The organism is Bacillus sp. 2175 (assembly GCF_057812155.1).
Window position 1 is genome coordinate 2,875,798 of the sequence record NZ_CM173819.1, and the last position, 12,865, is coordinate 2,888,662.

Genomic DNA, 12,865 nt, shown 5'->3' on the forward strand with positions numbered 1-12,865 from the left:
CTTTATGCGAAGCACATAAAATTACTAATTTGTTGATAGCGATAACTTACTTTACGACGACGACCACCTTGCCACGTGTAACCTGACACTCCATTTCTTCTCACTTCAGTCGGGAAGAACCATAAATCTCTTCCGAAAGGACCAGGACGATGTAAGCGTAAATAGCCCCATCTTCCTAGACAGTTACACATCCATGATTTCATATTACCTGGTTGTGCTGGAGAAGCAAATGTAGACGGTAACGACGGCGCTTGTGACGGAGGTGGTGACGTTGGAGCATCTTCTGCATCATCTGGTCTGTAATCTTCTTGTTCAATATCTCTCACTTCATTTGTAGGTTCATACCCGTAGTCATGTGGATTATAATACATCGCTTGATCATATGGATAATTTTGTTGGTTATACATATTAACAAATCACCTTCTTTTCATTCATTACCTTTACCATTCATATGTGATATGCCCTCTCTGGGAAGCTTATGTATAGCCCAAATTCAACTTAAAAAGCTCGTATTATTAAAAATACGAGCCTTTCAAAAATAGAATGTGTTTATTATTTCCTTAACTTCACACTATAAAAACGCATTTCATCTAACGAACCTTCAAATTCAAATACTTCTTGTTTAATTAATTGTTTCAAGCGATATTCTAAGAAAGTATCTCCAACTAACTGTTCAACAAGACCAAGTGCTTCACCAATTACTCTAGGAGCTTTAAGGAACTCTCGATCAGCACCCACACTTTTCGCGCATTCAATTATAAATTGATCAAAATAATCTTCCTGTACAGAATGCACTTCATTTTCTTTCCAAACTCTTAAACATTCTATGCTTTCCGATAATCTATCCCACTCATTTTCAAACTTCATGCGCTTCTCTTCAGTTAAATAAGGTAGCTTTATAAAACTTTTTTGGAATAGAGCTAAACTTTCAGGTGGTAATTCTCCCGTTCCACGAATATCATACTCTTGTTTTAATATTTCTCTACTTGCTTCAGACGTATTAATAACTCGAATGTTTTTCTTATCCTTTAATTGTGCCATTACAAAACTTAGGCCTACATGTTCATGTGCATTATCAGCCTTCCAAATTGTAATAGGCGTTTCAACAGGAATAGTATGTAGTTCTTCTATAGTTGCTATAAATCTTGATAAATATTCTTCTTCAAAATAACTATCATAAGCAGTTAAGTTATTTATTAACCACTTCTGTCTTACTAGTTGCCCCTCATTCGTATGCAACCTATATATCGGTCCAATTGAAAAGAATTCCGAAAAAGCAACAACACTCTCTTCAAATAATTCTTCTTGACTTAACATATATTTTAAGCAACCAGCCGTTGAATCATCAAAAGCAATATGTACGTGCGTACTTTCTTTTACATTCCCTTTATAAGTAGGATTACTCGTTAATTGTTTCGGAATATCCATCAAATTTTTAATTGTATCTTCACTATAGTTTTCTTCTAATAAGTTTAACTGTATGAGAATACTTTGAAGTAAATCTTTAGCCTCATCTTCGTACATATCCTCTACAGCATTTTTAATTTTATCTATCACACAAATCCCTCTATTCATTTCAAAAATAACGTAGATTATAGTGTATCATTTTAGTATAGTTCTTTAAAGTCAAATCCAGATTGCTACAGCAATCTGGATTTTCAACAAAAGCTCTCCTTATATTTTTGAATTGCTAAATATTTTACTTTGAAAATCTTTGTATCTAAATGTATAATTATATAAAAACAAAAATATAGGAGCTATATTTATGGAGAAAGTACTTACTAATTATAAACATTACTTAAAAAATTGGAGATTTATATTTATTTGCATACTACCTGCTATTGCCTTATTCGTTACTTTCTATGTCATCTTCGAACTACTGTTTCATCAAAATTTCTACTTATCTAACTTAATTTCTGCTATCATATTATTTTTAATATTTATTAACGTTAAAGATAAATTTAACATTAAAGACTAAAGAACACTATTTCAAAATAGCCCTTTATTATTGCATCCTACTATAAAATAAGACTCGTAGTAGATTTTCATAAAAAATAAGAGCACCCTGCAATTGGATGCTCTTATGTGATTAGAGGTTTTTTCTGAGTATTAAGTAGGACACGAAGATCTTGTCCTACTATATAATATATGCTTGTACTTATTATTTCGTGCATGTATTAAGAACCATGTTCAGGTACTTAATATATGCATAGTCATTGCTATAAAATCTACTCAAATATTTACTGTACGATTATCATATTTATAAATTAAAAAACATCCCTAATGGATGTTTTTTATCTAACATTTTAAGCTTCCATAAACTTAGCCGGTACACCAATTTTTTCAACTACAGAAGATATATTAGTAGGATTAATCATTACATTTTCAATACATACTAATTTATTTTCTAATATCCCATTCTCTGTAGTAATAAGTTCTTTAAACCGATCTAAAGTCATTGAGAATTTATGTTCACTTCCACCATTCATACTAACTTTTACATACTTCATAGTGTCACCGCCTCGTATGATAAAGTTAGGTTTTTTAGGAAAGGGATTTACCTATAAACCCGTGAGTATCTAGTTATATGAGATACTTATATTTGTAGATAGAGTGTTGCCGACCACCTCCTTGAATCTTTGTATTCGGTTGAAAGAATGGTACCTCTGTCTAATAAGTAGTTTACGAATGAGTTGGATGTTGATGACCATTGGTCATTCTTCGTATCTCTTACGAGGTAGTAGCGCTTATTAGTTCAGAGGAGGACAACACTATCTAACACTGATTAAAATAGGGGTGTAAGCTATGTTCTATTTAGGTATTGATATCGCTAAACATAAACATTATGCGTCCATTATCGACCAAACTGGAAAACCTATTACTAAGCCATTTCCCTTTCAGAATCATAAAGAAGGCGGACAAGCACTGTTAAATTGGATGTACCAATATATTGAGTCTCCTACAGAAATACTGATTGGAATGGAGGCAACAGGACATTATTGGTTAGCCGTTTATTCTTTTCTACTTGATCATGGCTTCTCAGTCGTTGTATTAAATCCAATTCAAACCAATGCTTGGCGAAAAGGAACAGAAATTAGAAAGCGAAAAACAGACGCCATTGATGCCACTATGATTGCCGATATCATTCGATTCGGCCGTTTTGTTGAAACCCCACTTGTGGACGAGAAAATGTTCGCTCTAAAACAAATGAGCCGCTTTCGTAATGCGCTTGTAAGTAATATGAGTGATTTAAAACGAAAAGCTCTTGTCGTATTAGATCAGACTTTCCCAGAGTACCAAAGCATCTTTTCGGATGTTTTTGGTAAAACTTCTTCGCAAATCTTACTTGAATATGCCTCTCCTAGTGACTATGAACAGATATCTATTGATGATTTAACACAAATAATTGAGCAAACCAGTCGTAATCGACTGGGGAAGAAAACAGCCAACAAGCTAATGGAATTAGCCTCTAATTCGTTTGGTGTTACCTTCTGTAAAGACGCTTTTTCCTTCCAACTAAAAATGTTGATGGAACAAATTCGTTTTATCGAAGATCAAATCAAAGAATGTGAAGAAGAAATGTCACAACTTTTAATTGATTTAGATACTCCTATCATGACAATACCTGGTGTTGGGCCCATTTTAGGAGCCACTATACTAAGTGAAATTGGGGATATTCACCGCTTTGACAAACCATCTAAACTTGTCGCTTACGCAGGCATTGATGCCTCTGTGTCCCAATCTGGACAATTTGAAGCCTCAGGTACGTCTATATCCAAACGTGGTTCTTCTCATTTGCGTAGAGCCTTATTCCAAGCGGCTATTACAGCGCATAAACATGACCCTGTATTAAAAGCTTTTTATGAAAAGAAACGAAAGCAAGGAAAGCACTACTATGTTTGTATAGGGGCGGTAGCTAGAAAGCTGTGTTACATTATCTATGCCATTCTTAAAAGCAATAAGCCTTATGAAGTACCACCTCACACAACAGAAACATGACCTTTTCATTTTTTTTGAAAATCCTTAGGTTTATTTGGCACGCCCTTTTTTAGAAAAACACCCCCTATTTATATAAAAAACTCCCCTTGACTTCTCATAGTTGGTCTTTCATAATAATTTACATTTCGACAAGAAGGCGCTTACATCCTTTTTATTTACTCTTAGATTTCTCACGTTTACATATATGTTGAGAAAAGAAACTACTATTATTCACTCACAAAATTATCGCTAATAGGAAAGATAAAGATAAAAATGCACAAAGTGGAATATATAAACCGGTATCCATTCTTGCAAAGTGCGTATCTTTTTGTCGTTTAAAGATACCAAAATAGTTAAACTCACCAATCACTCTAATAGAAAAGACAATCATACAAATCCAGGAACCGACTTGAATAATAACATTAGGAACTGCAAAATGAACAATATTTGCTTGTTGCAACAAAATTATTGCTGCCATACTTAATAATAATGCAATGAACAATGTCATTCGGGCGCGAGGTGTAAACGCCTTTTCCCCTGATTTAGTTGGAATAACACTATTTGTCCCCCAATTACCTCCGAAAGCCCAATATACATGTAAAAAGCTAACTAAGAATAATATGCAAGCAGATATATATGTAATGATAAGCATTTTATCCTCCCCTTATTTTAGTTCCTATCTATAAAATATGCTATTCCCCTCCGCAATAGCAACCTTCATTTTATTACATAAAAAAACCGTAATGATTTATCAATATTAAGATAAGTCATTACGGGGTTATTAAACTTCATTATGCATTATACCTATTTCTTCGGCGTTCCATCCTTGTTTGACCTTGAACTGCATTTTCTTTGTATGGATCTATTTTCTCTGTCATTTCATACGTTGCAACTGGTTCTTCGTACTTATATTCATGGATTTTTTCTGGCATTTTACTTTTAGATTCTTTCCCACCAAACTTAAATAGTTTCATCTTTAATTTCGGTAATCTTGGAAGACGAATCTTAAATGATAATCTTTTGCGTTTCTTTTTTGGTCCAAGTAGATTTATATTTTCTTTATTATTATCTTTCTCTTTGCGGTGAATGAACATCGCAAGTAATCCTCCTATTACAAGTCCTCCAATTAATAGTAATATATATACATAATGGCTTGTCATTAAACTCGTTATGCGTTCAAGTATGACTAACGACTGTACTTCTTTTATATCCCATAGTAAAGCGGCCCATAATGAGAATAAGCCCAAAGTAAGTCCATATGTACGAAAACGGAATAAACATGGAATTAACGCGACACATGCAGCAATTTTCGCATTTGCTATGATTGAGCTTGTTGAAATATCTTGATGCCAAATAACTAACAGTAATGTTATAAATGGCGCATACGCTATCCAACTGCATATACGTGAATACATCTTTTTAGCAAAATAACTACCGAAACTAGTAAAAAATAAAAGCCCTCCAATATATATAGATTGTTCTAGAGGGATTTGCTTTGTAAGTCCTGCAATTGGAAAGAGGCCGCTCAGTAGCATTAAGAGCACATCTAATTTCTTCACAATTCCCCATTCCTTTCAAATTTTTTCAATTAATAAAAATCGTTTTTCCATATGAAATAGTTTTTGTATTTCTAAAAAACATATTAATCCTGTCTGCACATAAAGTAAATATGTAAACGAAAAGATACTTGACAAAGGATATCCTTATTTACATGAAAAAATGACAAATCCTGATCGATATAACGAGCAGGATTTGTTTACTAGTATTTAAAGTAGAATAATTGAATCTTTCTTTTCTACTTTTACTACATCTACATCCAATTCATCATCAAATTCTTTAAACTCTCTTGCATCTATGTCAGTAATATAACTCTTTATTACCTTTTCCATATGCATGGAATATGTCATGTGTACATTCTTTTTCGAAAGCATACTAGAATTACAGCACATGTAATGTATCATTTTAGCGATATAATCCCTTTCTACAGGTTTTACACCTAATGGTAGAATTTCAAGTATATATCGCTGAAAAATCCCACTACAATTAAGTGAATATTCACCAGTGCTATAATACATCCCTTTTTGATCTGCATATAAGCCAATGCTATCTAGAGCATCATCACATTCTATTACACCGTAACTTGGTACATCAAAACCTGTATTTATTCTAATAATATTTAAATTTGGAACCTTTAACACCTCTGGAACAATATCAGGTAAAATATCTGTATTAATTTCTTTATTTTGTAACTTTTTTATCCAATACCTTCTCAAATTTGCATCTACAATGAAGTAAACTTGTTCATTTTGTTCTTTTGCATATTGTACAATTTCCATTAATGTTTCGGAAACATATTGTTTAAAAAGAGCTCCCATATCATTTCTCTTTGATGGTTGTGGTAAAAATGCATTATGTTTATTTATATTTAATAATACGTAATCAATCGTTTGCCATTCTGTATTCCCATATAATTTATATAAAATTTCTTTTCCTTTTATTTTTGAAAGAATAGGTAAGAAATCAAATTTCGATATTCGTTCAATTGATAAATTAACATATATACAAGGTAAATTTATCTTATTCCAACTACGCTTCAAAAATCCTTTTTGCTCTAATAAACTAAAAACACTATTTACAATTGTTTTACGCGATACACTTTGGCCTATAAATAAATTAATAAATGTTGAAATACGGTTTGCTCGTGCAAATCCCTCTCTAATGATTTGTTTTGGATCAATTTTTTCTCGTCCATCACAATTTTTCAATGCGATTAATGCTAATGTCGCATCACTGCGCTCGCCCGCGGTAGCATAGACAGCTTTCGTAACATCATCTACAAGATTTGTTTTATATTTTTGGCAATATTGCATTTTATATGGATTTTGTAACACCTTTTCAATATTGTATCTCACAACCTTTAATAACACTGGAAAATCTGTATTCAATACGTAAGTATTTTCACCAACTTTAGTCAAAATAATTTCACTATCAAGTAATGCTTGTTCTATTTCCAGCACTATATTTTCAGACCAAACCTCTAATGTTAATGTCTCTAATCCTTTTGGTGCAAATAAAGGAAATAATTCATTTTTGTTATTTGTTGCTACCTTTTTACATTCTGGAAGTATTGTGAAATAAGAGAATTTACGCTGAAATTCTTTAAATAAATACTCTCTTTCCTTTACTTTTATACCCGGTTCTATTTTAGTACCTTGAACTTTATAAATTCTCTCATTGTATGGAAATAACACCCTTTTATTTTCCCCTACAATATAATCTTTCGGATATTGGAGAATATGGTCTAAATCCACCTCTCCCCCTATTTGAAAATCATCTTTTAAATTTCTAAATATTTTAATCCATTTCATACCGGTTGTAGCTTGTTGTATTTTTAGTTTTACAAACCGTATTTTTTTATTATTTGACGCAAACTCTGAGGTAGAAATCAATATCATGCCTCGTTTCCGTCTTAAAAGTAAAGGAATATCTGGATGATTATATTCTTGATAAAATCTCCGAATCCCTATTGAAATATTTAATAATGGAGCGTTCTCACCACCGCGGGTTATGCATTGAAATCGATATACATAGGAGAAAAAATCTTGTGTTTTTTCATCTTTTATCGGCTCTGACATCGCCTCACAAATATTTTGTGATCTCAGAGGAGAAAAATAGAATTCTTCTTCATTTGTATTTTCTAAATATATAGGACGCTCACAAAAAATATGTGAGATTAAAGCGGGTATCCACTTAGAATACGTTTCATTATCATGTAGTACTGGCAAATTAGAAATCAAATCGGATTGCCATTCATATTTTGGTGGTTCTACTAATCTATTTGGCTTCCAATCATGAATAATCTCATACCAACTTTGAAAAATATAATCGAGCTGCTCTTGTTTAATAGGTTCTTTTGATACAATCCATGGTGTATTTTCATTTAATACGTACGGATTATGCTGAATAAACAATATATCTGAAAACATATCATACAATCTTTCATTCAAACGTTTCAACTTACTCGTTAATAAAAATGTCTTATAATGTATCTCTACGATGTCCAGCCATTCAATAGGAAAGTATATAAATGATACCTTTTCATTTAAAAGGGGTTCTACTATATTTTCAAATGTTAGCAGCCTTAATTTTTTCATAAAATGATTCCTTCCTTTCTTCAGTTGTCTTGATTATCAAAAAGCTAGAACAATAGTTACTTAATCTAATCCATTTAAATCAAGTATTTAAAAGAAAAGTAAAAACTATTTATCTGAATAAAACATTATCAAATCGACTCTTTTAACAATTAAAAGTAATTATCATATACAGCACCTCATTATATTTATATTTTAATACATTTAAATTATACAATTTATATAATGTATTGTACTTATCATTTACAAAAAATTTACAAAAAACTAAAAAAGAACACCTTAAATCGGCGCTCTCTTTACAAATATTAAGCGTTATGTAATTGAACATATAGATAACAGTAATCCTCCAAATGAAATTGTTCCTAGTAAACCTACTACAAATCCTGTTAAACAAATACAATCAGCAAGACAAATAGAAGACTGCGATAATGGAACGAATGACCTACTTGTACCCGAACCATATTGTTTTATCTTCTCATAATTCATATCTAACATTAAATGTAGACATGTTACACCATCCTCAATAGTATGTACAGATTCTTTTTCTAATCGCTCCAATAATTTACTATCAAAAGCAACTGCTAGAGGGTACTGCTTATCCGATTTCATATTTTGATAAATTAGTTGCAAACGAGATAATATATTATTTTTCTTCTTTTCAGATGTTACTGTACATTTCATATTATTAAATTCATTTAATAACAGTGATAATTCATCTCTTTTTCCGTATAAATCTTTAGCTATTTTTCTCTTTAGTTTATACGAATGGAAAATAGATTTTAGTTCAACCATATTCATACACTTCCTAATTACATAGTATTTACCCTATTATTTTGTAGATAAACAGTACTTTTTAATCTTATTTAAAATACACTTAAGCAACTTATTTTACTATCGATTAACATTACATTAACCTTACACGGTTGTAATAAAATCATTAGCTAGAAGGAATCAATGCCCAAACTAGACAGATATTTAATGATAAAACCATAAGAAAAAAACAATGATTAGATTTTAAATCTAGTCATTGCTTTATCCATCACATCTTGATTACATCTATATATCTTATTGTTACTCTTTCACTTGAATGATTGAATATATCCATTAATAATGGCTATATTCTTTGTCGGCACGTACATATAACTAATGTTTTTTAATTGATAAAGTGAAACTTTAATCAGCTCTCACCAATCGGGCTTTTATGGGCAGTCCGCCACCTAACTTCTCTTTGCTCTCGCTGAATTTTTTTGGGGATGTTACTGCCCGCAACTAGCAAGATAGATGTTATCAATATTCATACGTTACAATAGTACCGGTAGTATCAGTAAAACCATCAAAACAGTTAGAGCAACCACCACAGCCGCCACAACCGCCACAGCCTCCGCAACCAAAACAACCGAAGCAACCAATACAACGGAAGCCACCACAACGGAAGCCGCCACAACGACCTCCACCACAACCGCCACAACGACCACAACCGCCACAGCGACGAGCAGCATCTTCAATATAGTAATATGGATATTGGTTTTGCTGGTCCCAATAGACAATATTTCCAGACCGGTAATCATTAAGGCTTAACGCTTGTAGTTCTTGTTGAAACTGATTCATTTTCATAACCTCCGTTTATAAAATACAACCTCATCGATACTTCCCTATATTCCTGTTCGTTACATCTAAGTAGAAATAGCGCTATAAACTAAGTTCAATACGTACACCAACAAAGTATGACTTATCACTAGATGATGCACCTTGTTCATATACCTATTTTTACTATGGGCTCATTTTTATAAAGTGAAACTTTAATCAGTGGGGTTTTGTTCATCCCCTACCTAACTTCTTTGCTTCCGCTGAATTTTGAGGTGGGGGGCTTACTGCCCGGCAAATAGCGGGATAAATAAAAATTAAAAAATATGAATTCTAGCGTCATATCTTCATACTTACTAAGTTCAATTAATTTCTCAACAATTATGATGCCATATCCTATATATTTCCGTCTGCTGCTTAGATTTTTCTGTACTGTAAATGGCTTTCGCTATAACACCTCCAAGTGACCGGTTTCTATGACGGTTAAGAAATTCCAACAAAAAAAAGCCCTAATTAGGGCTTTTCATTCTATTTCTCCAGCAAATCTCTATATGAAATTGCTAATTGAAAAAAGACACATTTAGATTGATGCGTCTTTTTTTGATGCCTCTTTTGTGAAATCATATAAAGCAATTGCGCCTAAAAGAACAAGTATCCCTTGAGGAACATCTAGCAAAATAGTTTTCCAAATTTCTGGAATTACCCATTTAATATCTGCTGCTGTTTCAAGATATGTTTGGAAATAGCTGATTGTAAAATTAATTATCCCTAAAAATACAAACAACGATAAACCAAATCGAATTAATTTCTTATTTGTAAACATATAACACCTCTCAAAATTCATTGGTTATTCCTGCTTTTGCTTCTTTATATTTCCATATCTCTATATCTAATTTTAACACATAAAGAACTCAAAAAAATACGATATGCATATTTGCATATCGTATTAACAACACTCCATGATAATTTAGAAATTCCTGCAAAGAAAAAACAACTCCGTTACAGCTAACAGCTCGGGTTTCTTTTCTTATTTAACTTCATACCACCAACATTTACGTTCTTTGATTGTAAAATAAATGTGACAGAAGTTTATCCAGTTAATGCGTAGACAAGTAAATGAGCTAAATTATCGATATTCTATTTCGCCATTTCCGTAGCACTAATGACTTTACGCAAATTTGACAAGAAAAAATATATAGCTAGGTATGATCCATACCTAGCTATAACATTACTTCTATTCTTTATCCAATTACGTCTTTTACGTCTGTATCCACTGGCCACTTTTCTAATGTATAAGCCATTTCCCAAAATGAATATTCATATTGACTGCTAATAATAAAATGCTGTTTCATACGTTTGCGATCTGCCTCTGTTACTTTTTCAGCGATAGTATCTAAACGTGTAATTTGTTCTTCAACTAGCGTACGGAACCAATCAGATCCATAAGCAGAAATCCATTCGTTATAAATTGGCTCTTCCGGCTGGCACTCTTTTAAGCGTTCGCCAATTTCATAATACAACCAATAGCAAGGTAAAATTGCTGCAATGATATCTCCTAAATGCCCTTCATACCCAGCACGATACATATGTGAAGTATACGCATATGCAGTTGGCGCAGGAATAAAATTATCTTTTTCTTCTTTTGTTATCCCTAATTTCTTCGCAAAATTCTCATGTAAAGATAACTCTGCCTCATATGTATTTTGAGCATGATGTGCCATACGAGCTGTCGTCTCTAATTCAAGAGCTTTCGCAGCTCCTAAAGTTTGTACTCTAGCAAAATGGCTCAAATAATATGAATCTTGAAGCACATAATAACGAAAACTAGCTAAATCTAACGTTCCTTCACCAAGTTTTTTTACAAAAGGATGGTTAAAACTCGCTTCCCAAATTGAATCTACTTCTTTACGTAACGATTGTGAAAAAGTCATTTAAATCCCTCCAATAATGTATAAAATATAAGTATTTATCCACAATTATTAAAGCTGTAAAATAAAAAAACTTTCTTTACAGGCGTAAAGAAAGTGAAATCGACAGTATTTATTTACTCATTAAATAGCAACGTCTTTCCCACTTCCCTACGCTGGCATTAACCAGATCAGGTACTAAGAGTCTCAAAATCACATTTGATCTCAGCCTATAAAAGGCCCCCCTAGTGGATAAATATTTTGTTTTTATAATGTATTCATCATAGCATACTTCGTGAAACTGTCAAAAAATTAGTTATATAATTCCCTTAAAACCCTTCTTCTTTTCTAACTTTTAATGATGTTTCAATAATCATATCTAATAGTTCGCTATAACTAATTCCCGCCGCTTCTGCACTTTTTGGCAATAAACTTGATTGTGTCATCCCTGGTAATGTATTAATTTCCATTACATATGGAATTCCGTCCTTCACCATCATATCAACTCTTGCATAAACACTACATTTTAATGCTTTATAACAAGCAAGTGACGCTTTATTTACACGTTCATTAATTTCTACTGGAAGTTCGATGACTTCCTCAACTGTACTAGTATCATCATATTTTGCATTGTAGTCAAAGAACTCGGCTGCATGTCGAATTGAAACTATAGGTAACTGTTTTCCATCCAGAATTGAACATGTAATTTCATCACCTTTTATATACTTCTCAATTACTACTTCAGAATCCCATTCGAATACAGTTTCTAGCATTGAGATCAATTCATTTTTATTATAAACGATTTTCACTCCGACACTCGATCCGCCAGAGTTTGGTTTTACTACTAATGGAAATCCTAACTTATCTAACTCATCAAGATTTAGATCCTCCATTTTTGTAAGTTCAATCCAATCTGGTGTTTCTACACCTTCATAACGTAAAATCTTTTTCGAAATATTTTTATCCATACATATACTGCTAGATAACATATTACTTCCGCTATAAGGAATCCCTAAACTCTCCAGTGTTCCTTGAACTGTCCCATCTTCTCCGTATTTTCCGTGTAACGCGAGCAACGCAAAGTCAATGTCTTTCGCTTTTTCAATTAAATCCACTTTTTCATTTAATGTAATTGGAACTATTTCATACTTATTTTTATCTAAATGAGCAATCATTTCATTCCCCGTCATAATTGAAACTTGTTTTTCAGACGATACCCCGCCCATAATAACACCGATTTTCATT

At 32.4% G+C, this 12,865-nt stretch carries 13 protein-coding genes, 1 pseudogene and 1 riboswitch; of the genes and pseudogenes, 2 read left to right on the top strand and 12 right to left on the bottom strand.

Features of this window, described 5'->3' with window-relative positions; genetic code table 11:
* Window positions 1-2: 2 nt before the first annotated feature.
* Both ACXKY9_RS15000 and ACXKY9_RS15005 read right to left on the bottom strand, forming a co-directional pair.
* A complete protein-coding gene (locus ACXKY9_RS15000) occupies window positions 3-407 on the bottom strand; it encodes a hypothetical protein (protein ID WP_000282680.1) in 405 nt (134 codons plus the stop codon).
* A 145-nt stretch (window positions 408-552) separates the two neighbouring features.
* Window positions 553-1,557 carry a DUF1835 domain-containing protein gene (locus tag ACXKY9_RS15005; protein WP_000565679.1) on the bottom strand — a complete coding sequence of 335 codons (1,005 nt, stop codon included), beginning with the start codon at window positions 1,555-1,557 and terminating at the stop codon, window positions 553-555.
* A 208-nt stretch (window positions 1,558-1,765) separates the two neighbouring features.
* Here ACXKY9_RS15005 and ACXKY9_RS15010 point away from each other — a divergent pair, with 208 nt between their 5' ends.
* Window positions 1,766-1,978 (top strand): hypothetical protein, encoded by a 213-nt coding sequence (locus tag ACXKY9_RS15010; RefSeq protein ID WP_000416827.1) that lies wholly within the window; start codon window positions 1,766-1,768, stop codon window positions 1,976-1,978.
* Window positions 1,979-2,306: 328 nt separating this feature from the next.
* On the opposite strand, the gene ACXKY9_RS15015 is transcribed toward ACXKY9_RS15010, so the two are convergent.
* Entirely contained in the window at window positions 2,307-2,510 is a 204-nt protein-coding gene (locus ACXKY9_RS15015; RefSeq protein WP_000878372.1) for a hypothetical protein, read from the bottom strand.
* A 295-nt stretch (window positions 2,511-2,805) separates the two neighbouring features.
* On the opposite strand from ACXKY9_RS15015, the gene ACXKY9_RS15020 reads away from it, so the two are divergent.
* Window positions 2,806-3,999, top strand: a complete 1,194-nt coding sequence (locus ACXKY9_RS15020; RefSeq protein ID WP_000499523.1) for an IS110-like element ISBth13 family transposase — start codon at window positions 2,806-2,808, stop codon at window positions 3,997-3,999.
* A 214-nt stretch (window positions 4,000-4,213) separates the two neighbouring features.
* On the opposite strand, the gene ACXKY9_RS15025 is transcribed toward ACXKY9_RS15020, so the two are convergent.
* The 9 genes and pseudogenes from ACXKY9_RS15025 to ACXKY9_RS15065 all read right to left on the bottom strand — a co-directional run bounded on the left by ACXKY9_RS15025 (window position 4,214) and on the right by ACXKY9_RS15065 (window position 12,864).
* Window positions 4,214-4,630, bottom strand: a complete 417-nt coding sequence (locus ACXKY9_RS15025) for a DUF3995 domain-containing protein (RefSeq protein ID WP_000905575.1) — start codon at window positions 4,628-4,630, stop codon at window positions 4,214-4,216.
* A 139-nt stretch (window positions 4,631-4,769) separates the two neighbouring features.
* Window positions 4,770-5,537: a DUF3959 family protein gene (locus tag ACXKY9_RS15030; protein WP_000732183.1), complete on the bottom strand. Its 768-nt coding sequence runs from the start codon at window positions 5,535-5,537 to the stop codon at window positions 4,770-4,772.
* Between the two features lie 207 nt (window positions 5,538-5,744).
* Window positions 5,745-8,132 (bottom strand): RNaseH domain-containing protein, encoded by a 2,388-nt coding sequence (locus ACXKY9_RS15035; RefSeq protein WP_000736196.1) that lies wholly within the window; start codon window positions 8,130-8,132, stop codon window positions 5,745-5,747.
* 309 nt (window positions 8,133-8,441) lie between these two features.
* Window positions 8,442-8,927 carry a hypothetical protein gene (locus ACXKY9_RS15040; protein WP_002063155.1) on the bottom strand — a complete coding sequence of 162 codons (486 nt, stop codon included), beginning with the start codon at window positions 8,925-8,927 and terminating at the stop codon, window positions 8,442-8,444.
* Window positions 8,928-9,136: 209 nt separating this feature from the next.
* Window positions 9,137-9,271, bottom strand: a pseudogene (locus tag ACXKY9_RS15045) (site-specific integrase); the annotation flags it as partial.
* 145 nt (window positions 9,272-9,416) lie between these two features.
* Complete coding sequence (locus tag ACXKY9_RS15050) at window positions 9,417-9,737, bottom strand: heterocycloanthracin/sonorensin family bacteriocin (RefSeq protein ID WP_001071364.1); 321 nt, start codon at window positions 9,735-9,737, stop codon at window positions 9,417-9,419.
* A 556-nt stretch (window positions 9,738-10,293) separates the two neighbouring features.
* Complete coding sequence (locus ACXKY9_RS15055; RefSeq protein WP_002101034.1) at window positions 10,294-10,557, bottom strand: DUF3937 family protein; 264 nt, start codon at window positions 10,555-10,557, stop codon at window positions 10,294-10,296.
* A 397-nt stretch (window positions 10,558-10,954) separates the two neighbouring features.
* The gene (tenA, locus tag ACXKY9_RS15060; RefSeq protein WP_000144519.1) at window positions 10,955-11,644 is read right to left on the bottom strand and encodes a thiaminase II; all 690 of its coding nucleotides are present in this window, start codon (window positions 11,642-11,644) and stop codon (window positions 10,955-10,957) included.
* A 127-nt stretch (window positions 11,645-11,771) separates the two neighbouring features.
* Window positions 11,772-11,877: riboswitch (TPP riboswitch) on the bottom strand.
* Between the two features lie 72 nt (window positions 11,878-11,949).
* Window positions 11,950-12,864: a D-alanine--D-alanine ligase gene (locus ACXKY9_RS15065; RefSeq protein ID WP_002132903.1), complete on the bottom strand. Its 915-nt coding sequence runs from the start codon at window positions 12,862-12,864 to the stop codon at window positions 11,950-11,952.
* Window position 12,865 lies beyond the last annotated feature (1 nt).